The sequence below is a fragment of the Sphingomonas sp. PWP1-2 genome, assembly GCF_049898305.1.
GTDB classification, from domain to species: domain Bacteria; phylum Pseudomonadota; class Alphaproteobacteria; order Sphingomonadales; family Sphingomonadaceae; genus Sphingomonas; species Sphingomonas glacialis.
On record NZ_JAFCXM010000004.1, the window covers coordinates 188,733 to 215,660 of the forward strand.

Genomic DNA, 26,928 nt, shown 5'->3' on the forward strand with positions numbered 1-26,928 from the left:
CTCCGTCACCCCGGCCTTGTGCCGGGGTCCACGGCTGAGCGCGACACGGCTCCCGATGCGATTGCGGCACGGTGGACCCCGGGACGAGCCCGGGGTGACGAGTCTCGGCGAAGCACCCGTTTTGGTCTATTGGAGCGACATGCCGATCTCGGCGAAAAACCTCGGACAGTCCGGTGCCCGCGTCTACTCTTCCAGCCGCCTGCGCACCCGCCGCGCGAACAGCCACGCCGCGCCGAACACCAGCGGCACCGCGCCGACCATCACCCATTCCTTCCAGGCATGCGCCGGCGCAGCGAGATAGCCGATCAGCGCCACGGCATAGTAACTGATCGCCACCACAGAGAGCCCCTCGACCGTCTGCTGCAGCCGCAATTGCAGCTGCGTGCGCGTGTCCATCGATTCGAGCAAATCGCGATTCTGCTTGGCGAGCGCGATGTCGATCCGCGTGCGGAGCAGCTCGCTGGTCCAGGCGGCGCGCTGCGACAGATCGTCGAGCCGCGCCGAGAAGCTGTCGCACGTCCGCACCGCCGGCGTCAGCCGCCGCTCGGTAAAGTCGGCGAGCGTCTGATAGCCCGCGATCCGCCCGATCCCGAGCGTCTCGAGCCGGTCGAGACTGAGTTGCGCATAAGCGCGCGTCGCGCTCATCCGATAGCGCGTCTCGGCAAGCAATCGCGCGAGCTCGGCCGACAGATAGGTCAGCTCGTCGAGCAGATTGTCGTCCTGTGTCCGCCGCTCGGATACTGCGTGCGTCAGGTCGGCGAGTCGCGCCTCGAGCCGCGAGACGTCGGGGGTGAGCCGCTGTGCAAGCGGCAGGCCGAGCAGCGCCATGTTGCGATAATTGCCGAGCTCCTGCAGCCGCAGCACGAGCTGCGAGGGCTCGTCACGCTCAAGGCCATGGTCGATCAGCAGCAGGCGTCCGAACCCGTCGGTGTTGAGCCGGAAGTCCGACAGCATCGTCGCCTTGCCCCCGGCAATCTGGCAGCGGATCAGCGCATCGGGCGCGAACAGCCGGTCGAGCTGCGCTTCGGCGGGCGGATCGGTGCCGGGCGGATAGACCGCGATCTGCGTCGCGCGGATCACCGCGCCGGGCATATCGGCGGCGATATCGGGCGCCAGCGGATCGAACAGGTCGGTCGCGAACGGCTCGTCGAACGCCCCTTCGCTGAGGAAGGTATAGCTGGCGAACTCGGTATGCCGTTCGAGCACGAGCTTGGTGGTGCCGAAATCGACCACCGCATAGCGCGTATCGGGAGCAACGCGTATCCCGATGTGCCGCGTGATCCGCTCGAAATGCGCCGCCGCACCGCTTGCGCCCTCTTCGCCGAGCACGGTCACGATCTGCATCAACCGGCACGGCGCGGCGAACCGCGGCAGCCGGCGGACGTGCATTTCCTCGGCGAGCGCGGCGCGCAGCGGATGGTTGTGGAAGCTCAGGCCGTCCATGCAGACTGCTCCCGACCGGACACACGCCCGCAGCCAGGCGGCTGCGGCGCGCGATCCATCATTGCCGCCGCGTCATAGCCTGCGGGTCGGCCAGCACCGCGGGCACCGCCTTCCCGGCGGCACCACCCTCGGGTGCAGCGGTTGGCATTGGCGGCGCCTTGAGCGTCGGGTTCGCCGCGAGCATCGAAATCCCGCCGAGCGGCTTCGACTGGCCCTGGTGACACGTCTGGCAATTGACCTTGTACGGGTCGCCATGCGGTCCCTTGCGATAGGCCGGGAACACGCTTGCCAGCGAGTCGATATATTGGCCGTTGATATCGCGCACCATGCGGATCCCGTAATAGGCGGTGACGCGCTGCGGCCGGCTGATCGTCCACGATCGGAACGACTGCGTATTGTGGCAATAGGTGCAGTTGACGCCGAGCGCAGTGCTCATGTGCATCATCAACCCATAGCTCTTCTCGGCCTCTTTGATCGACACGACGTGGCCCGGCGAGGGATATTGGCTGCTCGCCGCGACGCGGATCTGCGCCTTGCCGTTGAGATAGGTGGCAAACGGATCGTAAGGCAGCGAGGCATAGCCGACGCTTACGTTGGGCGTGTTCTGGCCATGCTTGTTGCGCACGATCGAATTGGGATCGGCGACTCCTTCGGCGATCGCCCATTTATACGCCGGCACCGCATTGCCGCGATGGCAGGTGTAGCAGGTCACGCCCGTCGCCTTGACATGGCTCGACCATTTGCCGTTGATCTGCCGCGTCATCTGCAACATCCGCCGCGCGACGACCTTGGTGTATTTCTCGTCCGACGCCATGTTGTTGGGGTTGTGGCAATAATTGCAGCCCTGTTCGGGCGGCGCGACCCATTGGTTGATCGACGCCATCAGATGGTTGAAGCGTTCGGTCGAGACGTCGCCGAGCACCTTGACGTTCTGATAGGTTTCGCGCGCGCGCGGCCCGCTATCGTCGGGGAGCGCGTAAGGCGGCGCGGGGATCGCCGACGCCTTCACCATATGGCGGACGTCGATGATCTGGTCGCCGCCGGTGCCGCGATACCCGGTCTGCTGCGTGATCTTCGGTCCGACTTCGCACCCGCCGAGCAGCATTGCGCTCGCCAGCCCCGCGACACCAAGGATCTTGCTGACGCCGCTCATTGCGATGCTCCCGGAAGCGTAGCGGGATCGATCACGCCCGTGCCCGGATAATTGGGCGCATAGCCGTGCTGGATTGCCCACAGATACCAATTGTCGACCACGGTGCCGGTCAGCAGGATACCGATCCCGCCGGTCAGCGTGGTCAGCACCGCGAACCACCAGGCCCAGCGATGGATCGATTCGTAGGTCGCGTTGAACCCCATCGTCCAGCGCCAGAACAGCGCCGCGCGTTCGGCCGCCGTCCCGCGATCGGTGATGTGCTCGAGCTCGCGCTCGCCGCCATAGCGCCCGACCGCGAGGATCGTCGCGCCATGCATCGCGAACAGCAGCGTCGATCCGTACAGGAAGACGATCGAGAGGCAGTGGAACGGGTTATAGAAGAGATTGCCGTAGCGGATCGAGAACGCCGCGGTCCAATCGAGGTGCGGGAAGATGCCGAACGGCACCGCCTCGGCCCAGCTCCCCATCAGCATCGGCCGGATGAAGCCGAGCACCAGCATCAGCCAGATCGCGCTCGCAAAGGCCCAGGGCACGTGCGTCCCCAGCCCCAGCGCCTTGGCGCGCCGGAACGTGCGCAACCACCACAGCAGCACCGAGGTCGACATCGAGAAGCCCGCGATCTGCCACCAGCCGCCTTTCGCCAGCGGCACGAACAGCTGGAAGCCATATTCGGGCCCGGGCGGCTCGAGCGCGAGCCACGGCAATTGCCGTGCGAACTGGATCGGGTCCCAGCCGACCGACGCCCACATGTTGAGCCCGATCACCTCGAACGCGAGGAAGCCGAACATCAGCGACAGGATGCCGAGCCCGCCAAGATAGATCGGCCCGATCTGCGCATTGCCGATCTTGCCCATCCAGTAGGAGAAGCCGGGCTTGCCGAGCCGCGGGAAATCATAGGGTCCAAGGGCGGGCCCCATTTCGGGCGCGCCGCGCAATTGGATTTGGGTGAAGATGTTCTGATAGCTTGCCACGCGACGTCTCCCCTCAGGACCAGATCGGCAGGTTGAGCCACCAGCTCCACCATTCGGGCCAGCCACGTGTCCATAGCGGCCCCGAGATGATGATGCAGATCGCGCTCCAGAAACCTGCGCTCAGCGCGAGGAACAGCCCGAGCCGGTGGATGCCGAGCGTGCCGACCGAATAGCCGATCGTGTCGCGGAAGAAGGCGTCCTCATATTCGGGCGAGCGCACCTCGCCTTGCGTCCCGTCGGGGTTCTTCGCGGGGTTCGCCGCCGACAACACCAGGCCGCCGTGCAGCGCGAGCGCGAGCGTCGTCGTGAAGAAGAAGCTCACCGCGAGCATGTGCGCGGGATTGTAGTGGAAATGGAGATATTGGTAGCCGGTGTTCGACACCCAATCGAGATGGCTGAAGATGCCGTAGGGAAAGCCGAAGCCCCACGCGCCGAGCAGCATCGGGCGGATCACGACGAGCGAGACATAGGCGAAGATCGCGACGCCGAACGCGGCCGGCACGTGATAGCCGATGCCGAGCTTGCGGCAGATCTCGACTTCGCGCAGCGCCCACGACACGAACGATCCGACCGCGCAGATCGTGATGATCTGCCAGAAGCCGCCCTCGCGAAGCGGCGCCAGCGACAGGCCATAGCGGAGGTCGGGGGGCGCGATGCTGATCAGCCAGATGTTCCAGGTCGGCCCGAGCGATGCGGCATAGACGATCAACGCCGTGCCGAGCCCCGCGAACAAGGCGGTCGTCACCCCGAAGAAGCCGACGAAAAACGGCCCGACCCAGAAATCGAAAAGATCCCCGCCAAGCAGCGTGCCGCCGCGGACGCGGTATTTTCGTTCGAAACTCAGCAGCGCCATGACGCCATCCTCCATCGCCAGCCCGCAGCGTCGTGCTGCGGCGGGCGCCATCCCTCCCCAATACCGGCATCAAGCGGATGGGACGGCTGTCACGCCCCATCCGCTTGAGCGCGCGCCCGCTATGGCGCGGGCGTCGTCGCCGGTGCGGTCGCCGCCGCTGGTGCGGTGTGCGGACCATCGAGCCAGTTGAACCGGTCGGTGCTGAGCAAGATGAAATGGATCAGCAGCGCCAGCACGAACAGGAAGGCGAACAGAGCGACGAGCGTGCGCCGCGGATCGAAAATAAGCCAAACTCTCCACATGACGTGGTCTCCTCGTTACGATGAAATATCAATGGATCCAGGGCCGCCACATCCACACAAGGATATGCGCCACGATCGCGACTGCGGTGAACAAAGCGAAGCTGGTGATGAAGAGCTTGTGAAACTCCTTCGCTTCTTCCGGGGTCAAATAGGTCCCCGGCCCGAACCTTTCTTCTCGATTATCGCTCATTGCTGCGTCTCCATTCTGACGACCACGATCAGGAGCGTTGGATGCGCTCCCCGGCTGCATCCGCGCGGCACCTGCCGTGGGATTTCGGATCCGCGCGAACGCGGGAAAGAACACCGCGCGGTCATCCGCCGCGGCTTTCGGTGATGGCGTGCGCGAGGCGGCTCGGCGAAACCGAGGCCTCGCCGGCGCGCCGCGCGCCACGTTCGGCGGCGTCGCGGATGCGCTTGGCGGCGGAAATCCGCACCAGGACGGGCTCGCGCTCGACCGCTTCGTCGAGCGCCGCCTTGGCGGCGTCTTCCCACGCGACTTCACGCTCGATCCGCGCGGGCGTCGCCTCGACCGTGTCGAGCTGGCCGGCAAGCGGAAGGATGTGGAAGAGCGCGTCGAACAGCGCGTTGCACACTTCCTGGATGAGATAGGTCGCGCCGGCATAGCCCATGAACGGCGTGCCGGTGTGGCGGCGGATCACCGCGCCGGGGAAGCTCGCCGGAATGTACACGCCGCGCGCGCCGGCCTCGGCCATGTACATCCGCTCGTTGAAGCTGCCGAACACGATCAGCGGCGGGTTGCTGCGGATCGCGTCGATCACCGCCTGGTTGTCGGGCTTGATCCCGGCCGAGCGCCCGAAGGCGAAGTGGCACGGCAGCCCCATATCGCCTTCGAGAAACGCGCGGATGCCGCGCGCATAGGTCTCGGTCGCGACGATGCCGAAGCTTGCGGTGCCGAAGAAGTCCTGCGTGACCGAGCGCCATAGGTCCCAAAGCGGCTTGATCGTCGTATGCTTCTCGCGCTCGATGAACGGCTCGGGATCGAGCCCGAGCAATTCGCCGAGCTTGCGCAGGAACAGCGTCGTGCTCTCGAGCCCGATCGGCGCCTGCAGATAGGGCCGCTCGAGCGCCTCGCACAGCCCGCGCCCGAACTCGCGATAAAGGCAGACGTTGACGCGCGCGTCGGCGAGCTTGCGGACGTCGGCGAGATGGCTGCCGAGCGGGAAGACCATCCCGATTTCGGCACCGATCCCCTCGACCAGGCGGCGGATTTCGGCGAGGTCAGACGGCATGTTGAAGCTGCCGTACATCGGGCCGATGAGGTTGACCTTGGGGCGTTCGCCCTCCTTCAACGGACGTAACGCCGGAACCTTCTTCGGGCCGAACTGCGTCCACAGCCAGGTCAGCGCGCGGTCGCCCGACTGCCACTGATCCTCGTCGATCGTGCGCGGCAGGAAGCGCTGGATGTTGGTGCCCTCGGGCGTGACGCCGCCGCCGATCATCTCGGCGATCGAGCCGGTCACGACGACTGCGGGGAGATCGGCGTCGAGCGTCGCCCAGGCGCGTTTCATCGCGCCTTCGGTGCCGTCGCGGCCGAGCTCCTGCTCGCCGAGCCCGGTGACGACGATCGGCAATTCGTGCGGCGGCAACGCATCGGTGTAGTGCAGCACCGAGGTGACGGGCAGATTTTCGCAGCCGACCGGGCCGTCGATGATGACCTGCAGCCCCTTGATCGCGGTGAAGGCGTAGACCGCGCCCCAATAGCCGCCGGCACGATCATGATCGAGGATCAGCGTCATACCCCGACGCTTTCTTCCGCCTTGGCGGCGGCGATGCGTTTGGCGGCGTATTTTGCCTTGAACTCGGGCCGGTCGACCGGCGTGGTCTCCCACACGCCGGCCGACGGCCCCGTCCCCACCCCGTCGAAGAAACGCGTCATCTTGTCGAAGCGCGCCTGATTGGCGAGCGCGGCGTTGACGACGAGTGCGAGGCTCCCCGCGCCCGCCGGCCCCATCAGCGGGCGCGCCGAGATGAGGTTGGTGAAATAGAGCGCCGGGATCGCCTTCTGCTTGGCGTGCTGGACGACGGGCGTCGTGCCGATCGCGAGATCGGGGCCGAATTCCTCGACCGCGGCGATGTCCTGCTCAAGGCTGGCGCGATATTGCACGCGGCAGCCATGCGCCTCGAGCCAGTCGCGATCGGGATCCGACCACACTGTCCGCGGGCATGCCGTACCGACATAGGGGACGTCCGCGCCGCTCTCGATCAGGAGGCGCGCAACGAGCAGTTCTGAGCCTTCATAGCCCGAGACGGTGATCCGCCCGGCAATGGGTTTGGCGGCGAGCGCGCCGCGGATCGCGGGGATAAAGCGGTTCTTGGCCGCATCGACCTTGCCTTGAGCGATCCCGCATGCCGCGCCGATCGCGTCGAGCCATGCCGCCGTCCCGTCAGCCCCGACCGGCGCCGAGCCGACCACGCTGCGGCCAGCCGCCTCGAACTCGCGGATGCTCGCGGTGTAAAACGGATGGATTGCCGCCACCGCGGCGCAATCGAGCGCGGCGTAGAGCTCGCGCCATTCGCGCGTCGGGACGACCGGGCCAGCAGCTAGGCCCAGCGGTTCGAGCAACAGCCCGATTCCGGGCGGGTCCGCCGGGAACATCTCGCCCAGGAGCGTCACGCTCGGCCGGTCGGGTCGTTGCTTCGGCGCGGCGACCGGGCCCTGCTCGGCCTCCTTGCGCGCATAACTGAGCATCGCGCCGGCAAGCACGTCCTTCGCCTCGGCATGCGTCGGCACGCCGAAGCCGGGGACGTCGATCCCGATAATGCGGACGCCGTTGATCTGGTCGGGGAGCAATTGCAGCGGGACGCCGCTTGCCGTCGGCACGCACAGATTGGTGACGATCACCGTGTCGTACAGCGCCGGGTCAGCGAGCTGGTGGACGGCGTCGCGAATGTCCTCGAACAATTTGCCCGTCACCAGCGTCTCGGACGAGAAGGGGACGTAGCCGACGCTGCGTTTCGCGCCGTAGAAATGCGAGGTGAAGGTCAGGCCATAGACGCAGCACGCCGAGCCCGAGAGGATCGTCGCGGTGCGGCGCATCCTGAGGCCCACGCGGAGCGAGCCGAACGCCGGGCACATCGATTGCGGCTGGTCGTGCGGTCCCTTGGGGTAATCGGCGTCGTAGCGGGCGAGGACGTCGGATTTGCCGGCGAGTTCGGCGGCTTCGCGGAGCGTGGAACCACTCGAGCAGCCACCGCTCTGGGTCGCAAGTTCGATGCGGTCCGGGCGTCTCTCCGTCCCTGCGGGCAGGGAAGGCGCAAGGAGACCAGCGTCAGACGGCATCGTACACGACCTCGAGCGTCGGCTTGGTGACATAGGCGACGCCGCGCATGTCGGTCTGGCTCGCAGGCCGGAGCGTGTAGTCGGCCCCCGTCACGTCGGCCGAGAACAACCCGAGCAGCCCGTCCTGGTCGAGCGGCGTGGGCCGCAGCGGCGGCGCCTCGGCGACGTTGAGCGCGAGCTGTTCGAACAGGCTCGCCCATTGTCCGCCGGGCTTGCCGATGATCTGATAGTTCGCGCTCTTCTTGCGGATATCCTCGTTCGCGGGGATCGCGGTCAGCACCGGAATCCCGACGGCCTCGGCAAACGCGTTGGCCTCGCCAGTGCCGTCATCCTTGTTGAGGATCATCCCCGCGACGCCGACATTGCCGCCCATCTTGCGGAAATATTCGACCGCCTTGCAGACGTTGTTGGCGACATAGAGCGACTGGAGATCGTTCGAGGCGACGACGATCACCTTCTGGCACATGTCGCGCGCGATCGGCAGGCCGAAGCCGCCACATACCACGTCCCCCAGGAAATCGAGCAGGACATAGTCGAAGCCCCATTCGTGAAAACCGAGTTTCTCGAGCGTCTCGAAGCCGTGGATGATCCCGCGCCCGCCGCAGCCGCGGCCGACCTCGGGGCCGCCCAATTCCATCGCGAACACGCCGTCGCGCTGGAAGCAGACGTCCTCGATGCCGATCTCCTCGCCCGCGAGCTTCTTCTTCGAGCTCGTCTCGATGATCGTCGGGGTCGATTTTCCGCCGAACAGCAGCGACGTCGTGTCGCTCTTGGGGTCGCAACCGATCAGCAGCACGCGCTTGCCCTGCTGCGCCATCATGTAGCTGAGGTTGGCAAGCGCGAACGATTTGCCGCTGCCGCCCTTACCGTAGATCGCGATGATCTGCGTTTCCTTGGTCACCGGCCCGGTCGAAACGGGATCGGGCTCGTACGCGGCTTCGTCGCGCAGCGGGCCTGGGTCGAGCATCGTCATACCGCACTCCAATCGAGGACCATCTTGAGGCAAGCAGGATCGCCGAACGCCGCCGGATAGGCGTCGGCGGCTTCGGCGGCCGGCCGAAGGTGACTGATCAGCCCGTCGAGCCGCAGCGCGCCGGATGCGATCAGCGCCGTGGTCGCGGCGACATCAGCCGGGGTAAATTCGGCCGAGATGCGCAGCCGCGCCTCGCGCTGGAAGGCTGGCGGAAAGGCAAAACCGAGCCGGTCATAGAATCCCGCAAGCACGATCTCGCCGCGCTTGGCGAGCCGTGGGACGATCGCGTCGAGGATATCGGACGCGCCGCTCGCCTCGCAGATCGTCGCATAGTCGCGGCGCTCGTCCTGTGCGGGATCGATCACTGCATAGCCGCTCGCATCGCGCCGGTCGGGGTTGGTCTCCCACACCGTCGGCGCCGGCGCGCCGAGCGCCACCGTGATCCGCGCCGCAAGCCGCCCGACGATACCGTGCCCGATCACGAGCTCGGGCGGCGCGCCACCCGCGACGGCGTGATAGGCGGTTGCCGCGAGCGCGGTGAGGATCCCGTCGGCACCGAGCGACTCGTCGACCGGGATCGCGCGCGCCGAAGGCAACAGGACGCGCCGCGCCGATCCGCCGAACAGGCCGCGTGCGCCCTCATAGCAATTGGCACCGGGAACGAAGACCCATTCGCCGATGCGCGCGCGGACCTCAGGGCCCGCATCGACTATCCGCCCGACCGATTCATATCCCGGGACCAGCGGATAGCCCATGCCGGGGAAGGCGGGCATCTTGCCCGACCACAGCAATTTCTCGGTGCCCGCGCTGATCCCGCTCCAGGCGATTTCGATCAGGACGTCGGCGGGGCCCATCGCGGTCAACGCCAGGCGACGCAGGGCGAGCTGTCCGGGCTCCTCCAATACGATCGCCAGTGTATCCACCGTGCTTCCCCTGCCGCGCCCCGTTACGGGTCGTCTTGGTGTCAATCTATATGGACACTTTGTTTTGTCAATCATGATTGACGGTTGATCGTCAGGCCTCCGCGACGACCACACGACACGTGATCGGCAGCGCAGTCGGCAGCAGCCGCGAGCGAGCAAAGCCAGCGGTGTGGAGCATAGCGCGAATCTCGGCGGGAGCGCGCGGACGGCCCGACCCCATCGCGAGCAGATACAGGCCGAAATAGGCGTCTCCGGCGGGTTCGGCGCCCGGTGTCTGCGCCATCGGCTCGGCGATCAGCAGGCGACCGCCGGGGGGCAGCGCGGCACGGATCGCGCGCAACAAGGCGAGCACGACCGAATCGTCATGATCGTGCAGCACACGCACCAGCGTGATGAGATCGTACCCCTGCGGGACGGGGTCGCTGCGAAAGCTGCCACCATGAATCGACGTCCGTTCGCCAAGCCCCGCGGCGGCGAAGCGCGCGCGCGCGCGTTCGCCGACCGCGGGCAGATCGAACACAGCGAGCTCGAGCGTCGGCACACGCGCCGCGACCGATTCGACAAATCCTCCCTCGCCCCCGCCGATATCGAGCATCCGCAGGTGGCGCGCGAAATAGTAGGCGTCGAGCGTCTGCGCCGCGACGAGCGGCTGCGACGCCGCCATCAGCCGCGAATAGGGCGCGACCGATTCGGCGTCGCCGGCGCCCGGCGCCTCGGCATAGCCCCAATATCCCGCGAGCGCCCCGCCGCCGCCACCGCGCCGCAGCAGCGCCACGGGGTCGGCGAGATCGGCATAGAGCAAGCCGTGGTGCGCGACCATTTCGGCAATCCCGCCATTGCCGCGCAGCGCCGCGCCCGCGCTGCCCAGCACCCAGGCATCGCCGAGTCGTTCGACCAACCGCAGCGCCGCAGCCGCGCGCAGCAGCCTGAGCGTGCCCTCGGGCGGCACGTCGATTTGCGCGGCGAGCGCGTCGCACGTCTGCGGTCCGCCGCCGAGTCGATCGAGCAGACCGGTCGCGATGCACGCCGCGAGCGTCTGCGAATAGACGAAGCCCGCCACCAGATCGAACAGCCCGCGCGCACGCGACCGGGCGATCGGGCGCGTCAGCCAGCAGCGCGCGGCAAAGCGCTGAAACCGCGGCGACCCCAGCAGCCCGTTTCGCCATGCCAGCCAGGACGTCCGGGCCGAGAGCAGGAGGGACTTGCGCAAGACAGGCTTTGACATGTCGCCCTTGGTGGACGAAACTGAGTGTCCAGTCGAGTGGACACTGACTGGATCGAGGATTCATTACGGTGGACAGACGCGATACGGTGCTCGTCATCGGCGCCGGGATCGGTGGGCTGGTCAGCGCGGCCTTGCTCGCCGCGCGCGGTGTGCCGGTTACCGTGGTCGAGGCAGCCTCTGCCCCGGGCGGAAAGATGCGCCAGGTCATGGCGGGCGGCGCGGCGGTCGACGGCGGGCCGACGGTCTTCACGCTGCGCCATGTGTTCGACGAGATCTTCGCCGCCTGCGGCGCGTCGCTCGATGCGCATGTCGCGCTCACCCCCGCAAAGATCCTCGCGCGCCACGCCTGGGGCGACGACCGGCTCGATCTGTTCGCCGATCCTGCGGAAAGCGAGGCCGCGATCGGCGATTTTTCCGGCGCGCGCGCAGCGGCGGGTTACCGCGCATTCTGCGCCGAGGCGCGCCATATCTTCGAAACGCTCGAAGCGCCGTTCCTGCGCGCGCCGCAGACCAACCCGCTCGGGCTCACTTGGCGGATGGGGTTGCGCGGGCTGACCGATCTCAGCCGCATCCGCCCGTACGAAACGCTGTGGTCGGCGCTCGGTGATCATTTTCCCGATCCAAGGCTGCGGCAATTGTTCGGGCGCTACGCGACCTATTGCGGATCCTCGCCGTTCCACTGCCCAGCGACGTTGATGCTCGTCGCGCATGTCGAGGCCGCCGGGGTCTGGCTGATTTCGGGCGGGATGCATGCGCTGGCCAAGGCGCTCGAGGCACTGGCGATCCGGAACGGCGCGGTCTTCCGCTATGGCGCACCGGTCAGCGAGATCCTGGTCGAGCGCGGGCGTGCGAGCGGCGTGCGGCTCGCCTCGGGCGAGCAGATCCGCGCGACTGCGATCGTCTGCAATGCCGATCCCGCAGCGATCGCGCACGGTGCGTTCGGCCAGGCAGTGCGGCGCGCGGTCGCTCGGCAACCGGCGCACAAGCGCTCGCTCTCGGCGCTGGTGTGGTGCGCGAACACGCCCGCGCGCGGTTTCCCGCTGCTGCGCCACAATGTGGTCTTCGCACGCGACTCGGCGACCGAATTCGCCGAGCTCGCCGCCGGCCGCGTTCCCGCCGACCCGACCGTCTATGTCTGCGCACAGGACCGCGACGCCACGACCGGCGCGGGCGCCGGCGCGTCCGAGCGCGTCCAGATCATCGTCAACGCCCCCGCCACCGGCGACACGTCCCCTCTTTCCCAAGCGGAGATCGAGCAATGCACGCTATCGATGCACGCCACGCTGCAGCGCGCTGGCCTGACGCTGGACTTGCCCGAGGAGGCGACGGTGCTGACGACGCCGAGTGGCTTCAACGGCCTGTTCCCACGGACGGGTGGAGCCCTTTATGGACGGGCCTCGCACGGGTGGGCGGCATCCTTCCAGCGCCCCGGCAGCCGGACACGGATCCCTGGGCTCTATTGCGCGGGCGGGAGCACCCATCCGGGCGCGGGCGTCCCGATGGCGGCCTTGTCCGGCCACCTAGCCGTCGACTGCCTGCTCAAGGACCGCGCTTCGACGTCCATGTCGACGCGAACGGCTATGCCTGGTGGTATATCGACGCGGTCAGCGCCGACCGTCGCTTCGGCCTGACGATCATCGCGTTTATCGGGAGCGTCTTCTCTCCCTATTACAAGCTTTCAGGGCGCGGACGGCCCGACAATCACTGCGCGATCAACGTCGCGCTGTGCGGTCCGCGCGGTGGGGCATGGGCGATGACCGAGCGCGGCGAGCGCCATGTTCGGCGCGATGCCGATCATTTCCAGGTCGGACCGAGCGCGCTCAGCTGGGACGGCGATACGCTGGTGATCGCGATCGACGAACGTTCGGCACCGCTGCCCTACCGCGTGCGCGGCACCGTCCGCGTCACCCCGGAGCTGATCGGCACCACCGCCTTCGCGCTCGATCCCGCGGCGCGGCACCGCTGGCACCCCGTCGCGCCGCGCGCGCGCGTCGAGGTGGCGATGACGCATCCCGATCTTGGCTGGTCGGGCAGCGGCTATTGGGATTCGAATTTCGGCGACGAGCCGCTCGAGGCGGGGTTCGACGACTGGCACTGGGCGCGCGCGCACCTGCGCAATGACGTGGCCGTGCTGTACGAGGGGCGACGCCGCGGTGGCGATCCGTTCGAGCTGGCGCTCAAATTCGATCGGCAAGGCCGCTGGCATGACGTCGCGCCGCCACCGCGCGTGCGGCTTCCGCATACCGGCTGGCGTGTCGCGCGTGCGACACGCGCCGATTCCGGCGCTACGCCGCTCGTGACGCGGACCTGGATCGACGCGCCGTTCTATGCGCGCTCGGGGCTGTCGACGCGGCTGTTCGGCGAGACCGTCGACGCGGTGCATGAAAGCCTGTCGCTCGCGCGCTTCCGCTCACCGATCGTCCAGTCGATGCTCCCCTACCGGATGCCCCGGGCGCTCTGGTGAAGCGTCGGGCGGCACCGCCTTCTTGGCCTTGTCGCGCGCGATCTCGCGGTTGATCGAGACGAGTTGCCAGACGACGAAGAGGATCGTCGGCACCCCGACGATCGCCATGTCGAGCAAGGCGAAATAGCTATTCGGCATCCGCAAACCCTCGAATCAAGGCGGCGACATCGGCGGGGCGTTCCTCGTGCGCGAGATGGCCGAGCCCGGCGAGCACTTCCAACCGGCTCTCGGGCAGCAAGGCTGCGGCTTGGCGGACCGACGCCAGCGCGATCGCCGAATCGGCCGACCCGTGGATCAGAAGCGTCGGCACGCGAACGCGCGGCAGATCGCGCGCGAGCGAGTCCAAATCCCAATCCGCCATCATCGTGATCGCGCCCGCGGCGTGATCCGAGGTCGAGAACAGCCGCCGATACCAATCGACCCCGCGCGCGTCGATCGTCGAGCCTGTCGCGCGCTCGAGATAGCGCTTCGCATCGCCCGGCCCGCGCGCAAGCCCCGCAACGAGATGCGGCGCGAACGGATTGACGAACAGCATCCGCGCGAGCGTCGGGAAGAGCGCCGCGGCGAGCCCGGGAAACGGCATCAGCGCGGGGTTGAGCCCGACCAGCCGCGCGGGCTTAGCGCCGCCATCGAGCACCAGCCGCGCCCCGATCGCCGCGCCCGCGGAATGCCCCACAACCAGATCAGGCGCGAGCCCGAGCGTGGCGAGCAATTCCCCCACCGCGCGCGCCATCGCGGGCATCGTCAGCCCCCCGACCGGGCGCCCGGTAGTGAAACCGTGCCCCAGCAGATCGGGCGCGACCACGGTAAAATTTTCCGCCAGCAGCGGTGCAAGATCACGCCAGCTATGTGTCGCCGCCCCCGTGCCGTGGAGCAGCAGCAACACCGGCCCTGCCCCCATCATCTGGACATGCCAGCGAATGCGCGCGGTATCGACGAATTGGCTCGCGGCGCGATTGGGCCAATCGCGCCCCTCGGCCTCCCAGCGCGCGCGGCTCATGCGGCCTGCGCCGCCGACACCGCGCGGTGCATCGCCGCGGCATCGGCGCGCGGCAGCGGGAGGTAGCGCGCGCCCATCGCCAGCGCGAGTCGCGCGCCCTCGGGGCGGGGGCGCGCGGCGGTATCGAGGAACACCGCGCCGATCCCGGCCTGGCCGATCGCGCGCGCGGCTTGCTCGGCGTCGCGCTCGGCACGCTCGCGCACCGCGCTGCCATCGGCGGCGATGTTGCCGCGTCCGTCGGTCAGCACGACGAGGAAGGGCGTGCGTCCGCGCGCGCGCGCCGCCTCGGCGAGCGTTCGCGCCGCGTCGAGCCCGGTGGCCAGCGGCGTGCCGCCACCGCCCGGCAAATCCGCCAGCGCGCGCCTGGCGCGAGTCAGCGAGCGCGTCGGCGGCAGCAAGACCTCCGCGCCGCCCCCGCGAAACGCCACCAACGCGACTTGCGCGCGCTTCACATAGGCTTGCGCGAGCAGCAACTCGACCGCGCCCTTCGCCTCGGCCAACCGCGCCGCCGCCGCCGAGCCCGACGCATCGACCGCAAAGATCGTCACCGTTTCCGCACGCGTCTCGAAGCGACGGATGCGCAGGTCGTCGCGGCGAATCCGGATCGCGCCGCCGCCACGCTCGCGCAGCTTCTGCCACGGCGCGGCGGCGCGCAGCGTGTCGATCAAGCTCAGCCGCAAGCCGCCACGCGGAATTCCCGCACGCGCGCCGAGCGGGCGACCTCGAAGGGGCGACTTGCGCCGTTCGCCCGCGCCGCGCGCGCGATTGACCCCGCGCCGTGCCGCGCCGGCCGCGAGTCGTTCGAGCACGTCGCGCGGGAGCGCCGCGAGCGCGGCGGCGAGCACGACGTCGTCGGGCGGTTCGGGCGCACCGCGCTCTTCCTCGCTCGACTCGCTTTCGGGCGGCGGGGGTGGCGCGTCGGTCGCGCTGTCGTCCTGCGGCGGCGCGGGAAGCCGCGTCGCGCGCGGGCCGAGGACGAGCCGGATCGCGAGGATCACATCGTCTTCGTCGGGTTCGCTGCGCCCCGCCAACGCCGCCGCCGCGCGCGCGGCACGCAGCGCGAACAGCGCAGCGCGCGCCGAATCGATGCCGAGTGCGGCAGCAGCGCCGCTGAGAATCGCGCACGGGTCGATCGCTGGCGCGTCGCCGTCTGCTGCCTTCGCTTCAGCATCGGATGGCACCGTGTCGGTTGCCCCGCGGCACTCGGACAGATCGATCCGAAACGCCAGCCGCTCGACCAAGGCTTGCGGCGGCGCTTCATCCTCGACCCCGTCATCGAACGCGACCACCGCAATGCGCACCGCTACCGCATCGATCGCGCGCGCGTCGAGCACCGCGGTGATCCGCGCCGCAGTCGCTTCGGCGATTCGCTCCGCCATCGGCAGCACGACGATCCCGCCATCCGCCGCCGCAAGCACTCCGCGCTGCCGCACCGGCCGCCCGAGCGCGAGCGTCGCGCCAAGATCGAGCCCGCCGAGCAGCGCATCGTCATCGACATGCGCGGGAATCCGCCGCAGCGGCGCGCCTTCAGGGAGGTCCGCATGCAAGCGCGCGACGACGCGGTCGCGCAATTCTGCGCCACCGCGCAGGATCATGCCCCCCAGGCCGACTGGATCGATCGCGCACAACCGCGCCGCTAGCATCGCATCGTCGAGCGGCGAGGCGGCCGCGCTCACGCCGCCGCCAGTTCGTCCAGCGCGCGTTCGATCCGCACCGCCGAGCCCGTCTCGTCGAGCACCCCGCGCCGCAACCGGTGCCGCAACGCGAGCGGGGCGACGCGCGCAAGCTGCGCGGGGCCGACGACGGCTTCGCCATCGAGCGCCGCCAGCGCGCGTGCCGCGCGCATCAGCGTCAGCTCGCCGCGCAAGCCATCGGCCCCGACCGCCATGCACAATTGTGCGGCGCGTGCGAGGATAGCATCGGGCACGGTCACGTGCGCGAGGCTGGCCCGCGCCCGCGCGAGCCGTCGCAGCGTCTTCTTCTCCGCTGCGCGCCACGTCTCGGCGAATTCCGCAGGCGTCCGCTCGAACGCGTCGCAGCGCTTGAGGATCTCGATCCGCGCGGCGAGATCCTGCGGCGTGCGCACCTCGACCGACAGGCCGAAGCGATCGAGCAATTGCGGGCGGAGTTCGCCCTCCTCGGGATTTCCGCTGCCGACCAGCACGAAGCGCGCCGGATGCCGCACCGACAATCCCTCGCGCTCGACGACGTTCTCGCCCGATGCCGCGACGTCGAGCAGCAGGTCGACGATATGGTCCTCGAGCAGGTTGATCTCGTCGATATACAGGAACCCGCCATTGGCGCGCGCAAGCAACCCAGGCTCGAACGCCTTTACCCCGGCGCCGAGTGCCCGCTCGAGATCGAGCGCGCCGACGACGCGGTCCTCGGTCGCGCCAAGCGGCAGATCGACGAAGGGAACGGGGACCGTCGCCTTGCGATCGGGCGGTGGCGCACCCTCGGGATGGAACCCGGCAAGGGCGGCAGGCATTGGGGGAAGCAAGGCGGCGAGCGCGCGCACCGCGGTCGACTTGCCGGTGCCGCGATCGCCGAATACCATCACGCCGCCGATCCGCGCGTCGATCGCGGCCAACAGCAGTGCCAGTTTCATCTCGTCCTGGCCGACGATCGCCGAAAAGGGAAATGCCATGCCCATCGCTCATGTGTACCACGCGCTTGACACTCGGCAAGTGGACAGTCGTCGAAAAGTGATCGGAAACGCCGCATGAGCCCGCTGATCGTCTCGGGCGGATGCGCTGCGGTGTTGCTCGTGGCGGGTGGCCTCGCGACGCCGATCGGGTCGTGGTACAAGGCGCTGCGTAAACCCTGGTGGCAGCCGCCCGGCTGGGCGTTCGGCCCTGCTTGGACGATTCTGCTCGGACTTGCCGCCTGGTCCGCCGCGATCGCATGGCAAGCTGCGCCCGATGCGGCGGCGCGTCAGTCGGTCGTCATCCTGTTCGCGGTCAACGCGGCGTGCCATTTCGCGTGGAGCCCGCTCTTCTTCGCGGTGCGGCGGCCCGATTGGGCGCTGGTCGAAGTCGTCTTCCTGTGGGGCTCGCTCATCGCCTTGCTCGTCGGGCTGTGGCCGATCTCGCATTTCGCTGCGGCGCTGATCGTGCCCTATTTCCTGTGGGTGAGTTTTGCCGCGGTGCTCAACCGCAAGATCGTGCAGCTCAACGGGCCGTTCGGCTGAGGCTTTCGCGCTAATATTGTCGGCGCTCGCCAAAGGGCGTACAGTCCTCACTCCAAGACAAAGGAAAGTACGCTTAGGACGAGGACCAACCGATGACCGCCACCCTACACGCAACCGCCCTGCCCGCACGCGCCGCCGATCTGCCCGAGATCCGACGAATCGAGACAGCCGACTTGACCTGGGCGCTGGCGGAGGGGTGGAAGGACTTTACCGAAAAGCGCGGCGATCTGATCTTTCTCGGGCTGCTCTATCCCGTCATCTGCTTCGTGGCGGTCGCGCTCGCCTTCAACGCGCCGCTGCTGCCCTTGCTCTTTCCGCTCGTCGCAGGGCTCTCGATCGCCGGGCCGGCCGTGGCATCGGGCTTCTACGAACTCGCGCGGCGCCGTGAGGAAGGCCGCGACTCGAGCTGGTGGCACTTCCTCGATCCGCTCAACGGGCGCAGCCGCTGGCCGCTCGCGCTGCTGACCGGCGGGATCGCGCTGCTCTTCGTGGCATGGCTCGGCGTCGCCTATGCGATCTATCAAGCGACCTTCGGCACGGTCGGGCCGATGCAGCCCGGTGACGTGATCGCGCGGCTGTTCACCACGGCGGAGGGCTGGCAGCTGATCGTGCTCGGCAATCTTGCCGGCGGGGCGTTTGCGCTGGCCACGCTCGTCGTTGCGGTCGTCGCGTTCCCGATGGTGGTCGATCAACCCGTCGATGCAGTGACGGCAGTGCGCACGTCGCTCGCCGCGGTGCGCGAGAATCCGCGCGAAGTGCTCGGCTGGGGCGTGCGCGTCGCGGGGCTGCTCGCGCTCGGCATGATCCCGGCGGCGATCGGGCTGGCGGTGGTGCTGCCGTGGCTCGGCTACGCCACCTGGCACCTCTATACGCGGCTGGTGGTGCGCTAACGCGCCGCCGCGCGCTGTGCGGCCGCCACCTTGTCGAACTGATCGAGCGCGGCGAGCCGCTGGACGATGTCGTCGCGATACGGCGCGTTCGCCGGCGTCACGCTCAGCGCGAACGCCCAGGCCGGCCGTGCCTGTGCGACCTCACCGGCATCGACATACGCCATGCCGAGGAAGAACGCCGGACCCGGGCTGTGCGGCGCAAGCGCAACCGCGCGGCGGAAGGCGAACTTCGCCGCCGGCGACACCGCAGTGTCGTGCAGCGCGAGGACATAGCCGAGCCCGGTCCACAGCGCAGCGTCGCCCGGGCGCAGCGCGATCTCGCGGCGCAGGCCATCGGCCGCGGCATGCGCGTCGCCCGCCGCCAGCCGCGCATCGGCGCTGGCAAGCGCGAGACTGTCCTCGCGCGACGGCGCGAACACCGCCTCGCGAAACGCGACCATCCCGGGATCGACCGCGATCGGCGTGACATCGGCGGCGATCGGCTTGCCCGGCACGTGCCGCGCCGCCTGCACCGCAAAGCCCGCCGCGCCGAGCATCAGCGCCGCGCCGGCAAAGCTCCACAAGCGGCGCCCGACGCCCAATCCCCACAGCAACCCCGTCGCAGCGATCCCAACCAGGGCGAGCATGAGAAGGTTCATCGTTTCGCCCGCCGCTTGAAACTCGCGCGTGCGAACCAGACGCCGAGCGCCAGCAAGATCAACGGCGCGATCCACAAGGGAGCGGTCACCGCGCTGAGCGGCGGATCGTAGCTGACATAGTCGCCATAGCGCGCGATCAGCCACGCCCGGATCGCCTCCGGGCTCTGCCCCGCGGCGATCCGCGTGCGGACCAGCGCGCGCATGTCGCCCGCCATCTCGGCATTGCTGTCGGCGATCGACTGGCCTTGGCAGACGACGCAGCGCAGCGTCAGCATCAACGTCTGCGCCTGCGCTTCCTTGGCCGGGTCCTTGAGCTGGACATTGGCGAGCGGGGCGGGCGGAAGGTTGCTGTCGGCAAACGCCGGTGCCGCAACCAGCATCAACAGCGGGAGCAGCAGCCGCTTCACCGCGCGTTCCTCACCGCCGCGATCAGCCCCGGCACCTCCTCGGCGCGGATGTCGCCGACATGCTGGAGCACGATTCGCCCGTCGCCACCGATCACGAAGGTTTCGGGCACCCCCGACGATCCGAGCGCGAGCTGGACCGAACTCGTCTTGTCGTCACCGATCGCGGCGTAAGGATCGCCATTGCGCGCGAGGAACTCGGCGATCGCGGCGGGCGTATCGCGGATCGCGACGGCGTCGATCTCGACCCCGGCTTGCTTGAGCTTGAGCAATTGCGGCGCCTCGGCGATGCACGGGATGCACCAGCTGGCAAAGACGTTGAGCAAGCGCGGCTTGCCCGTCGCAAACGCTGCGGTGGCGAGCCCCGGCTTGCCCGGGACGATCGGCGGGAGCGCGAATTGCGGCAAGCGTTGGCCGACCAGCGCCGAGCGGACGGTGCGGTCCGCAGGCTTGTAGAGTCCCCAGCCGACCAGAGCGAGCAAGCCCAGCGCGACGGCGAACGGCACCCAGATCAGCCAGCGCTTCATGCGTACGCCTCACGCACCCGCACGCGGCGTTCGCGCCGCAAGCGCCCGAGCAGCGACAGCGCCCCGCCGATCGCGACGAGCGCGCCGCCGAACCAGATCAGCGTCACGAACGGCTTCCACCACAGCCGCAGCTGCCAGCGCCCGGTGCCATCGGGCTCCCCGAGCACGGTGTAGAGTTGCCCGTCCCAGCGCGTCGCGATCGCCGACTCGCTCGTCACCGTCACCGGATTGGCGAAGAAGCGCGATTGCGGGCGGAGATAGAAGACCGCGCCGTCGGCCCCACGCCGCGCGCTCAGCCGCGCTTCGAGCGCCGACCAATTGGGGCCGACCACAGGCTTGATCCCGTCGAGCGTCACGCTGAACGGCCCGGCGCGATACGGCTCGCCGACGCGCACCGCGACGAGCGTCTCCTGCGTGAAGGCGGCGTCGCACGCCATCCCCGCCAGGCTCACCGCGATCCCGAGATGCGCGACGACCATGCCGTAGGTGAAGAGCGGCGTGCGGCGCAGGTTGCGCCCCCACAGCGGCAACACGCTCGCCACCGCGAGCCCGATCGCGAGCGCCAGTCCGAACAGCGGCAGCCACGCGATCCCGCCGCCGAGCGCGACCAAGGCAACGAGCGCGAAGCCCGTCACCGCGACGGGTGCGATCATCCGTCCGAGCACCACGCCTGGATCGTCGCGCCGCCAGCGCACCATCGGCCCGATCGCCATCACCACGCCGAGCGCAAGCGCGATCGGACCGATGAACTTGTCGAAGAACGGCTTGCCGATCGACAATTGCGTCCCGAAGCCCGCCGCGACGATCGGATAGAGCGTGAACAGCAGGACGAGCGCGAGGATCACCGAGAGCAGCAGATTGTTGACGATCAACGCGCCCTCGCGGCTGACCGCGTCGAAGGTGTTGCCTTGCTTCACCGTGCCGACGCGGAGCGCGAACAGCAGCAGCGCGCCGCCGATATAGATGGCGAGCAGCGCGAGGATGAACGACCCGCGTGTCGGATCGACCGCGAAAGCGTGGACGCTGGTGAGGATTCCCGAACGCACCAGGAAGGTGCCGATCATCGACATCGAGAAGGCGACGACGGCGAGCATCAGCGTCCAGGCGCGCAAGCCGTCACGCGTCGCGAGCACGCTGACCGAATGCAGCAAGGCGGTCGCCGCGAGCCACGGCATCAGCGAGGCGTTCTCGACCGGATCCCAGAACCACCAGCCGCCCCAGCCGAGCTCGTAATAGGCCCAATACGATCCCGCAGTAATGCCGAGCGTCAGGAAGATCCACGCGCCGAGCACCCACGGCCGCATCGCGCGCGCAAACGCCGGGCCGACATCGCGCGTGATCATCGCGCCGACCGCGAAGGAGAAAGCGATCGAGATGCCGACATAGCCGATGTAGAGCGTCGGCGGATGAAACGCCAAGCCGGGGTCCTGCAACAGCGGGTTGAGCCCGTTGCCGTCGGCGGGCGCGGGATCGAGCCGCGCGAACGGATTCGAGGAAAAGAGCAGGAAGGCGTAGAAGCCGAGCGCGATCGCGGCCTGCGCGCCGAGCGTGGCGATCAGGGTAGGCTTGGCGAGGCTGCGCTCGAGGATCGCGACCGCAGCGCCTGCGACGCCGAGGATGGTCACCCACAGCAGCATCGAGCCTTCATGGTTCCCCCACGCGCCCGCGATCTTGTAGAGCATCGGCTTGTCCGAATGGCTGTTCTCGGCGACGAGCAGCACCGACATGTCGCTGCGCACGAACACGGTGATGAGCAGCAGCATCGCGAACAGGGCGAGCACGCCCTGCACCACCGCGACCGGTCGGACCGCGGCGATGATGTCGGCGGTGAGCGTGGTTTCCGCGTCGGTTCGCGCTGAGCCTGTCGCCTCAGCGCGAAGGGGGGTGGAGCGCCAGACCCCCATTCCCGCCAGCACGAGCTGCAACAGCGCGAGCGCCGCGGCGAACCACAGAGCGGCAAGGCCGGCCTCGGCGATCAAAGGACCGTCCCCCCGCCGTCACCCCGGGCTCGTCCCGGGGTCCGCCCTGCAACGAGCGCTGCACGTGCGGCGCGGTGGACCCCGGGGCGCGCGCGGGGTGACGAAGCATGGTGTGACGAACGGCGCGCCCTCATTGCTGCAACGTCTTCGTCTCGTGCATCTTGCCGGCGATTTCGGGGGGCATGTATTTCTCGTCGTGCTTGGCGAGCAGATTGGTCGCGGTGAAGCTGCCGTCGGGGTTGAACGATCCTTCGGCGACGACGCCCGATTTCTCGCGGAACAGGTCGGGCGCGATGCCTTTATAGGCGACCGGGACCGTGGCGACGCCATCGGTCACGACGAAGCGCATCGAAACGCCATCGGTGAGCCGCTGGATCGAATGATCGGCGACCATTCCGCCAAGTCGCACCGCACGCCCGATCGGCAGGCCGTCCTTCTTGACGTCGCCCGGCGCGTAGAAGAACGCCGCCTGGTCCTTGAGCGCGGAGAGCGCGAGCAAGCTCGCCCCGCCGACCGCACCGATCGCAAGCAGGACAAGCGTGAGGCGTTGATGCTTGGCTTTCATTTCTTTTCGCAGCCGCGCATCGCGAGAAAGCTCCACACGGCGAGCCCAACCGAGACGACCCCGGTCAACGCATACGCCGCCGTCACGAACGGCCAGGGATTCATGCAGTCACCTCGACGACATTGGCCATTCGCCGCAGCCGCGCCTCGGCCTTGGTGCGCGCGAGGATCGTGCGCATCCGCATCAGCACGATCCCTGCGAAGAAAAAGGTGAAGCCGCCGAGCGTGAACCACAGCGGCCACAGGATCGACGAATCGATCGTCGATTTGGTGAGGCCGATACTCTGCCCCTGGTGGAGCGTATTCCACCACACCACCGAATAGCGGATGATCGGCAGCAACACCGATCCGGCGATCCCGTAGAGCGCCGGGGTCCGCCCATCGCCGCCGCGATCGTCATCGGCCCGGACCAGCGCCATGAAGCCGAGATAGACGAAGAACAGCAACAGCATCGAGGTCAACCGCCCGTCCCACTGCCACCACGTCCCCCAGGTCGGGCGACCCCAGATCGACCCCGTCGCGAGGCACAGCCCGGCGAACACCGCCCCCGGCAACGCGATCGCGCGTGCGGCGATCATCGCGAGCGGATGCCGCCAGACGAGGAACACCAGCGACGAAATCGCGATCCCGCTCCACCCGCCCATGCCGAGCCAAGCGGTCGGCACATGGATATAGAGGATGCGGACGGTCTCGCCCTGCAGATAGTCGGGCGGGGTTTGCGTGAGGCCACCCCAGACGCCGATGCCGATGAGCCCGACGCCGAGCCAGAACAAGACGGGCGTGAGCGGACGCGCAAGCTTCAGAAAACGGGCCGGATTGGCGAGGATGTGGAGGCTCGGCACGCGGTCGAGGTTACGCAAGAAACGTGGAAGAATCTACAGTCAAGCCAGCCTCCCCTTTACCGTCGCGCGCGGATTTTCACTCCGCTGCGCGTAATCCGTTCTCACCATAATCAACATCCTCGGGCAGTGCCCAGAGCAATTCGTGCTTGGTCAGCACGCGGCCGTCCCACGCTCGTACGTCGATCGGGGCGATCGGGCGCATGTCGCGCTTGTCGACCAGCACCGGGCTGGCGCGAAAGCCCGTCTCCCAGCGCTCGCCCCATTGCCGCAGCGCGAGCATCGTCGGCAACAGCGCAGCGCCCTTCTCCGTCAGCTCATACTGGATCTTGCGCCGGTCGGCGGCGACCGCTGTGCGCGTGAGGATGCCATGCTCGACCAACCGCCCCAGCCGATTGGCGAGGATGTTGCGCGCAATCCCGAGCTCGGACTGGAATTCCTCGAAATGGTGCAGGCCGTTGAACGCGGCGCGCAGGATCATGAAGCTCCAGCGCTCGCCCATCGCTTCGAGCGCCGCGGGGAGGCTGCATTCCACCAAATCCCGCAAGGGCTCGCGCAACTTTGCATCCATAATCGGAAACCCTAACGCATTTATAGGTAAAGGGGGAAGCAAAACTACGTTTTGACTTGCAACTCGCAACTGCAGCATTTAGGTAGCGGATCGAAACTGACAAGGCAAGGAGTCTCCCCATGATCCGTTCGCTTCCGCTTGCCGTCGCCGCGTTCGTGGCGACGCTCCCCTTCGTACCGACCGTCGCGCATGCCGCCGACGCTGCGCCGTATTATGCCGCGACCCCGGTCGCTGCGCCCGCCAAGACGATGCTGATCACCAACGGCACCGTGTGGAAGTGGAACGACACCGCCTTCACCGCGAACAAGGGTCCGCAGCGCGAAGGCATCGTGTGCGAGATGATCGCGCAGCGTGCCGGCAAGCTTTCGGCCTTCGCGATCGCCGGCCAGCCGCTCGATGCCGACGCGCTCGCCAAGTGCAACGCCCGCGCCAAATAAGCGTGGCGGCAAACCGATCGAAGCCCCTTTCGCAAGCGTGCGAGAGGGGCTTTTTTCTGCGATTCGCGCAAACATGTTGCAAAGCAACACTTCGTGACGCCATCTTGGTTTGAGATGTTGCGTCAGTATGAACTCGTCGATCGTGTCCTGGAGTACGATCCCTCGGCCAATGAGGCGCTGCTCAACCGCGCCTATGTCTTTTCGATGCAGGCGCACGGATCGCAGAAGCGCGCGAATGGCGATCCCTATTTCAGCCATCCGATCGAAGTCGCCGGCATCCTGACCGACCTCCATCTCGACGACGAGACGATTGCGACGGCGATCCTCCACGACACGATCGAGGACACCGTCGCCACCCCCGAGGAGATCACCCGCCTCTTCGGCGCGAGCGTCGCGCGGCTGGTCGACGGCGTCACCAAGCTGTCGAAGATCGAAGCGCAGACCGAAAACGAGCGCGCCGCCGAGAACCTCCGCAAATTCCTGCTCGCCATGTCGGACGACATCCGCGTGCTGCTGGTCAAGCTTGCCGACCGGCTGCACAACATGCGCACGCTGCATTTCATCAAGAATCCCGACAAGCGCAAACGCATCGCGCGCGAGACGATGGACATCTACGCGCCGCTCGCCGAGCGGATCGGCATGTACGAGTTCATGAAGGAGATGCAGACGCTCGCCTTCGCGCAGCTCGAGCCCGAGGCGTTCGAATCGATCACCAAGCGGCTCGCCCAGCTCAAGGACGGCGGCGGGGACCGCATCGCCAAGATCGGGTCGGGGCTCAAGCTGCTGCTCAGCCGCCAGGGAATCGAAGGCGACGTATCGGGGCGCGAAAAGCATCCCTATTCGATCTGGAAGAAGATGGCCGAGCGGCACATCAGCTTCGAGCAGCTCAGCGACATCATGGCGTTCCGCGTGATCGTGCCCGATGAAGAGGCGTGCTACACCGCACTCGGCGTGATCCACCGCCGCTGGCCGATGGTGCCGGGGCGTTTCAAGGATTACATCTCGACCCCCAAGCGCAACGGCTACCGCTCGCTGCACACGACGGTGATCCATGCCGACAATACGCGCGTCGAGATCCAGATCCGCACGCGCGCCATGCACGAAGAGGCCGAACTCGGGCTCGCCGCGCACTGGGCGTACAAGCAGGACAAGGTCCGGCCCGACTCACAAGTCAGCTGGATCCGCGATCTGGTCGAGATCCTCGACAATGCCGAGAGCCCCGAAGAGCTGCTCGAGCATACCAAGATGGCGATGTATCAGGATCGCATCTTCGCCTTCACCCCCAAGGGCGAGCTCCACCAGCTGCCCAAGGGCGCCTCGCCGATCGATTTCGCCTATGCCGTCCACACCGATCTCGGCGATCAGGCGGTCGGCGCGAAGATCAACGGGCGCGTGGTCCCCTTGCGCACCGTGATCGACAATGGCGATCAGGTGCAGATCCTGCGGTCCAAGGCGCAGGAGCCGCAGCCCGGCTGGCTCAACTTCGCGATCACCGGCAAGGCGCGCGCCGCGATCCGGCGGCATCTGCGCCACAAGGAGCGGATCGAGACACAAGCGCTCGGCCGCAAGATGTACGACGAGCTCGTCTCGCGTCTCCCCGCCCCGCTCGCCGGCAATGCGCAGGCGATGGCGATGCAGCGTCTCAAGGTGTCCGACGAAGCCGCCTTGCTCGAGGCGATCGCGCGCCGCCGCATCCCCGACGCCGCGGTGATGGAAGCGTTGATGCCCGGCTCGGCCGGCGTCGACGCGATGCGTGATTTGCCGCCGCAGTCGAGCGCGATCTCGATCCGCGGGCTGACCGCAGGCGTCGCGTTCGATCTCGCCGAATGCTGCCATCCCGTCCCCGGCGACCGGATCGTCGGGCTGCGCCGCCCCGACGCCGGGATCGAAGTCCATACGATCGATTGCCCGATCCTCGGTGCCGCCGACGATACCGATTGGGTCGATCTATCGTGGGGCGACAAGACCGAGGGCGCGACCGGGCGGATCTCGGTCGAGGTCAAGAACGAACCCGGCGCGCTTGGCACGATCGCGACGATCATCGGCGCGCAAAAGGCCAACATCGTCAATCTGCGGCTCGATAATCGCGATACCGGCTTCCACACCAATACGATCGATGTCGAGGTCCACGACGTCCAGCATTTGATGCACGTCATCGCCGCGCTGCGCGCCGCCGACGCGGTCAATGCGGTGACGCGCGTCTAGTACGCCGCCGGCGGACCGACACCCTTGCGCGTCAAGGGCGAGCCGTTAGGCTGCGCTGCGGGCAGACAAAGGGATG

Annotated in this window: 28 protein-coding genes; 6 read left to right on the forward strand and 22 right to left on the reverse strand. The window is 68.0% G+C overall.

Translation table 11 applies throughout. The annotated features are described in order from the left end of the window. Positions 1–183: 183 nt before the first annotated feature. From ACP7C5_RS11845 to ACP7C5_RS11895, 11 genes are all read right to left on the reverse strand, one after another. Complete coding sequence (locus ACP7C5_RS11845) at positions 184–1,443, reverse strand: DUF3422 family protein (protein WP_426264404.1); 1,260 nt, start codon at positions 1,441–1,443, stop codon at positions 184–186. Between the two features lie 58 nt (positions 1,444–1,501). After that, positions 1,502–2,596, reverse strand: coding sequence for a photosynthetic reaction center cytochrome PufC (pufC, locus tag ACP7C5_RS11850; RefSeq protein ID WP_426264405.1), 1,095 nt, complete (start codon positions 2,594–2,596; stop codon positions 1,502–1,504). Beyond that, positions 2,593–3,567: a photosynthetic reaction center subunit M gene (gene pufM / locus ACP7C5_RS11855; RefSeq protein ID WP_133191435.1), complete on the reverse strand. Its 975-nt coding sequence runs from the start codon at positions 3,565–3,567 to the stop codon at positions 2,593–2,595. Before pufM ends, pufC begins: the two co-directional genes overlap by 4 nt. Positions 3,568–3,580: 13 nt before the next feature. Further along, the gene (gene pufL, locus ACP7C5_RS11860) at positions 3,581–4,420 is read right to left on the reverse strand and encodes a photosynthetic reaction center subunit L (RefSeq protein WP_133192152.1); all 840 of its coding nucleotides are present in this window, start codon (positions 4,418–4,420) and stop codon (positions 3,581–3,583) included. Positions 4,421–4,539: 119 nt separating this feature from the next. Beyond that, positions 4,540–4,722 (reverse strand): light-harvesting antenna LH1, alpha subunit, encoded by a 183-nt coding sequence (gene pufA / locus ACP7C5_RS11865; protein WP_133191434.1) that lies wholly within the window; start codon positions 4,720–4,722, stop codon positions 4,540–4,542. A gap of 28 nt (positions 4,723–4,750) precedes the next feature. Beyond that, positions 4,751–4,912, reverse strand: a complete 162-nt coding sequence (pufB, locus tag ACP7C5_RS11870; RefSeq protein ID WP_133191433.1) for a light-harvesting antenna LH1, beta subunit — start codon at positions 4,910–4,912, stop codon at positions 4,751–4,753. A 121-nt stretch (positions 4,913–5,033) separates the two neighbouring features. Then, complete coding sequence (gene bchZ, locus ACP7C5_RS11875; protein WP_426264406.1) at positions 5,034–6,479, reverse strand: chlorophyllide a reductase subunit Z; 1,446 nt, start codon at positions 6,477–6,479, stop codon at positions 5,034–5,036. Next, positions 6,476–8,023 (reverse strand): chlorophyllide a reductase subunit Y, encoded by a 1,548-nt coding sequence (gene bchY / locus ACP7C5_RS11880; protein WP_426264407.1) that lies wholly within the window; start codon positions 8,021–8,023, stop codon positions 6,476–6,478. Before bchY ends, bchZ begins: the two co-directional genes overlap by 4 nt. Beyond that, the gene (locus ACP7C5_RS11885; RefSeq protein WP_133191430.1) at positions 8,013–8,996 is read right to left on the reverse strand and encodes a chlorophyllide a reductase iron protein subunit X; all 984 of its coding nucleotides are present in this window, start codon (positions 8,994–8,996) and stop codon (positions 8,013–8,015) included. The genes bchY and ACP7C5_RS11885 overlap by 11 nt, the downstream gene beginning before the upstream one ends. Beyond that, the gene (gene bchC, locus ACP7C5_RS11890; protein ID WP_426264408.1) at positions 8,993–9,919 is read right to left on the reverse strand and encodes a chlorophyll synthesis pathway protein BchC; all 927 of its coding nucleotides are present in this window, start codon (positions 9,917–9,919) and stop codon (positions 8,993–8,995) included. The genes ACP7C5_RS11885 and bchC overlap by 4 nt, the downstream gene beginning before the upstream one ends. 91 nt (positions 9,920–10,010) lie before the next feature. Then, positions 10,011–11,144: a methyltransferase gene (locus ACP7C5_RS11895; protein WP_426264409.1), complete on the reverse strand. Its 1,134-nt coding sequence runs from the start codon at positions 11,142–11,144 to the stop codon at positions 10,011–10,013. A gap of 68 nt (positions 11,145–11,212) precedes the next feature. Between ACP7C5_RS11895 and crtD the strand changes: the two genes are divergently transcribed. Together crtD and ACP7C5_RS11905 are read left to right on the forward strand one after the other, a co-directional pair. Next, positions 11,213–12,775 carry a 1-hydroxycarotenoid 3,4-desaturase CrtD gene (gene crtD, locus ACP7C5_RS11900; RefSeq protein ID WP_426264410.1) on the forward strand — a complete coding sequence of 521 codons (1,563 nt, stop codon included), beginning with the start codon at positions 11,213–11,215 and terminating at the stop codon, positions 12,773–12,775. Between the two features lie 122 nt (positions 12,776–12,897). Next, positions 12,898–13,608 (forward strand): hydratase, encoded by a 711-nt coding sequence (locus ACP7C5_RS11905; RefSeq protein WP_426264411.1) that lies wholly within the window; start codon positions 12,898–12,900, stop codon positions 13,606–13,608. On the opposite strand, the gene ACP7C5_RS11910 is transcribed toward ACP7C5_RS11905, so the two are convergent. Genes ACP7C5_RS11910 through ACP7C5_RS11925 form a run of 4 tightly spaced genes read right to left on the reverse strand, consistent with a single transcriptional unit; the run spans position 13,555 to position 17,261 of the window. Beyond that, complete coding sequence (locus tag ACP7C5_RS11910; protein WP_189676398.1) at positions 13,555–13,746, reverse strand: hypothetical protein; 192 nt, start codon at positions 13,744–13,746, stop codon at positions 13,555–13,557. The genes ACP7C5_RS11905 and ACP7C5_RS11910 overlap by 54 nt on opposite strands. Next, the gene (gene bchO, locus ACP7C5_RS11915) at positions 13,736–14,608 is read right to left on the reverse strand and encodes an alpha/beta fold hydrolase BchO (protein ID WP_426264412.1); all 873 of its coding nucleotides are present in this window, start codon (positions 14,606–14,608) and stop codon (positions 13,736–13,738) included. The genes ACP7C5_RS11910 and bchO overlap by 11 nt, the downstream gene beginning before the upstream one ends. Further along, positions 14,605–16,284, reverse strand: coding sequence for a magnesium chelatase subunit D (locus tag ACP7C5_RS11920; RefSeq protein WP_426264413.1), 1,680 nt, complete (start codon positions 16,282–16,284; stop codon positions 14,605–14,607). Before ACP7C5_RS11920 ends, bchO begins: the two co-directional genes overlap by 4 nt. Further along, entirely contained in the window at positions 16,281–17,261 is a 981-nt protein-coding gene (locus ACP7C5_RS11925) for an ATP-binding protein (protein WP_426264414.1), read from the reverse strand. The genes ACP7C5_RS11920 and ACP7C5_RS11925 overlap by 4 nt, the downstream gene beginning before the upstream one ends. 69 nt (positions 17,262–17,330) lie before the next feature. Here ACP7C5_RS11925 and ACP7C5_RS11930 point away from each other — a divergent pair, with 69 nt between their 5' ends. Both ACP7C5_RS11930 and ACP7C5_RS11935 read left to right on the forward strand, forming a co-directional pair. After that, positions 17,331–17,798, forward strand: a complete 468-nt coding sequence (locus tag ACP7C5_RS11930; RefSeq protein ID WP_426264415.1) for a TspO/MBR family protein — start codon at positions 17,331–17,333, stop codon at positions 17,796–17,798. A gap of 92 nt (positions 17,799–17,890) precedes the next feature. Continuing rightward, positions 17,891–18,688, forward strand: coding sequence for a DUF2189 domain-containing protein (locus ACP7C5_RS11935; protein ID WP_133191421.1), 798 nt, complete (start codon positions 17,891–17,893; stop codon positions 18,686–18,688). Here the strand turns inward: ACP7C5_RS11935 and ACP7C5_RS11940 are convergent. The 7 genes from ACP7C5_RS11940 to ACP7C5_RS11970 all read right to left on the reverse strand — a co-directional run bounded on the left by ACP7C5_RS11940 (position 18,685) and on the right by ACP7C5_RS11970 (position 24,210). Continuing rightward, a complete protein-coding gene (locus tag ACP7C5_RS11940; protein WP_426264416.1) occupies positions 18,685–19,314 on the reverse strand; it encodes a tetratricopeptide repeat protein in 630 nt (209 codons plus the stop codon). The two genes, ACP7C5_RS11935 and ACP7C5_RS11940, sit on opposite strands and share 4 nt — an antisense overlap. A gap of 8 nt (positions 19,315–19,322) precedes the next feature. Next, positions 19,323–19,706: a cytochrome c-type biogenesis protein gene (locus ACP7C5_RS11945; RefSeq protein ID WP_133192150.1), complete on the reverse strand. Its 384-nt coding sequence runs from the start codon at positions 19,704–19,706 to the stop codon at positions 19,323–19,325. Positions 19,707–19,729: 23 nt separating this feature from the next. Further along, positions 19,730–20,257 carry a redoxin family protein gene (locus ACP7C5_RS11950; RefSeq protein WP_426264417.1) on the reverse strand — a complete coding sequence of 176 codons (528 nt, stop codon included), beginning with the start codon at positions 20,255–20,257 and terminating at the stop codon, positions 19,730–19,732. Beyond that, positions 20,254–22,236: a heme lyase CcmF/NrfE family subunit gene (locus ACP7C5_RS11955; RefSeq protein ID WP_426264418.1), complete on the reverse strand. Its 1,983-nt coding sequence runs from the start codon at positions 22,234–22,236 to the stop codon at positions 20,254–20,256. Before ACP7C5_RS11955 ends, ACP7C5_RS11950 begins: the two co-directional genes overlap by 4 nt. 130 nt (positions 22,237–22,366) lie before the next feature. Continuing rightward, positions 22,367–22,801, reverse strand: coding sequence for a cytochrome c maturation protein CcmE (gene ccmE / locus ACP7C5_RS11960; RefSeq protein ID WP_426264419.1), 435 nt, complete (start codon positions 22,799–22,801; stop codon positions 22,367–22,369). A gap of 100 nt (positions 22,802–22,901) precedes the next feature. Next, positions 22,902–23,642 carry a heme ABC transporter permease CcmC gene (ccmC, locus tag ACP7C5_RS11965; RefSeq protein ID WP_426264615.1) on the reverse strand — a complete coding sequence of 247 codons (741 nt, stop codon included), beginning with the start codon at positions 23,640–23,642 and terminating at the stop codon, positions 22,902–22,904. A 76-nt stretch (positions 23,643–23,718) separates the two neighbouring features. Continuing rightward, the gene (locus ACP7C5_RS11970; RefSeq protein WP_133191416.1) at positions 23,719–24,210 is read right to left on the reverse strand and encodes a winged helix-turn-helix transcriptional regulator; all 492 of its coding nucleotides are present in this window, start codon (positions 24,208–24,210) and stop codon (positions 23,719–23,721) included. 119 nt (positions 24,211–24,329) lie between these two features. Here ACP7C5_RS11970 and ACP7C5_RS11975 point away from each other — a divergent pair, with 119 nt between their 5' ends. After that, positions 24,330–24,647: a CC_3452 family protein gene (locus ACP7C5_RS11975; RefSeq protein ID WP_206365596.1), complete on the forward strand. Its 318-nt coding sequence runs from the start codon at positions 24,330–24,332 to the stop codon at positions 24,645–24,647. A 114-nt stretch (positions 24,648–24,761) separates the two neighbouring features. Beyond that, positions 24,762–26,852, forward strand: coding sequence for a RelA/SpoT family protein (locus ACP7C5_RS11980; protein ID WP_133191415.1), 2,091 nt, complete (start codon positions 24,762–24,764; stop codon positions 26,850–26,852). Positions 26,853–26,928: the final 76 nt, after the last annotated feature.

Bases quoted from the DNA above. Each gene is read 5' to 3' on its own strand.
- ACP7C5_RS11845 (WP_426264404.1), bottom strand. From the start codon at position 1,443: ATGGACGGCCTGAGCTTCCACAACCATCCGCTGCGCGCCGCGCTCGCC.
- pufC (WP_426264405.1), bottom strand. From the start codon at position 2,596: ATGAGCGGCGTCAGCAAGATCCTTGGTGTCGCGGGGCTGGCGAGCGCA.
- pufL (WP_133192152.1), bottom strand. From the start codon at position 4,420: ATGGCGCTGCTGAGTTTCGAACGAAAATACCGCGTCCGCGGCGGCACG.
- pufA (WP_133191434.1), bottom strand. From the start codon at position 4,722: ATGTGGAGAGTTTGGCTTATTTTCGATCCGCGGCGCACGCTCGTCGCT.
- pufB (WP_133191433.1), bottom strand. From the start codon at position 4,912: ATGAGCGATAATCGAGAAGAAAGGTTCGGGCCGGGGACCTATTTGACC.
- bchZ (WP_426264406.1), bottom strand. From the start codon at position 6,479: ATGACGCTGATCCTCGATCATGATCGTGCCGGCGGCTATTGGGGCGCG.
- bchY (WP_426264407.1), bottom strand. From the start codon at position 8,023: ATGCCGTCTGACGCTGGTCTCCTTGCGCCTTCCCTGCCCGCAGGGACG.
- ACP7C5_RS11885 (WP_133191430.1), bottom strand. From the start codon at position 8,996: ATGACGATGCTCGACCCAGGCCCGCTGCGCGACGAAGCCGCGTACGAG.
- ACP7C5_RS11895 (WP_426264409.1), bottom strand. From the start codon at position 11,144: ATGTCAAAGCCTGTCTTGCGCAAGTCCCTCCTGCTCTCGGCCCGGACG.
- ACP7C5_RS11905 (WP_426264411.1), top strand. From the start codon at position 12,898: ATGACCGAGCGCGGCGAGCGCCATGTTCGGCGCGATGCCGATCATTTC.
- ACP7C5_RS11910 (WP_189676398.1), bottom strand. From the start codon at position 13,746: ATGCCGAATAGCTATTTCGCCTTGCTCGACATGGCGATCGTCGGGGTG.
- bchO (WP_426264412.1), bottom strand. From the start codon at position 14,608: ATGAGCCGCGCGCGCTGGGAGGCCGAGGGGCGCGATTGGCCCAATCGC.
- ACP7C5_RS11925 (WP_426264414.1), bottom strand. From the start codon at position 17,261: ATGGGCATGGCATTTCCCTTTTCGGCGATCGTCGGCCAGGACGAGATG.
- ACP7C5_RS11930 (WP_426264415.1), top strand. From the start codon at position 17,331: ATGAGCCCGCTGATCGTCTCGGGCGGATGCGCTGCGGTGTTGCTCGTG.
- ACP7C5_RS11935 (WP_133191421.1), top strand. From the start codon at position 17,891: ATGACCGCCACCCTACACGCAACCGCCCTGCCCGCACGCGCCGCCGAT.
- ACP7C5_RS11940 (WP_426264416.1), bottom strand. From the start codon at position 19,314: ATGCTCGCCCTGGTTGGGATCGCTGCGACGGGGTTGCTGTGGGGATTG.
- ACP7C5_RS11945 (WP_133192150.1), bottom strand. From the start codon at position 19,706: ATGCTGGTTGCGGCACCGGCGTTTGCCGACAGCAACCTTCCGCCCGCC.
- ACP7C5_RS11950 (WP_426264417.1), bottom strand. From the start codon at position 20,257: ATGAAGCGCTGGCTGATCTGGGTGCCGTTCGCCGTCGCGCTGGGCTTG.
- ccmE (WP_426264419.1), bottom strand. From the start codon at position 22,801: ATGAAAGCCAAGCATCAACGCCTCACGCTTGTCCTGCTTGCGATCGGT.
- ACP7C5_RS11970 (WP_133191416.1), bottom strand. From the start codon at position 24,210: ATGGATGCAAAGTTGCGCGAGCCCTTGCGGGATTTGGTGGAATGCAGC.
- ACP7C5_RS11975 (WP_206365596.1), top strand. From the start codon at position 24,330: ATGATCCGTTCGCTTCCGCTTGCCGTCGCCGCGTTCGTGGCGACGCTC.
- ACP7C5_RS11980 (WP_133191415.1), top strand. From the start codon at position 24,762: ATGTTGCGTCAGTATGAACTCGTCGATCGTGTCCTGGAGTACGATCCC.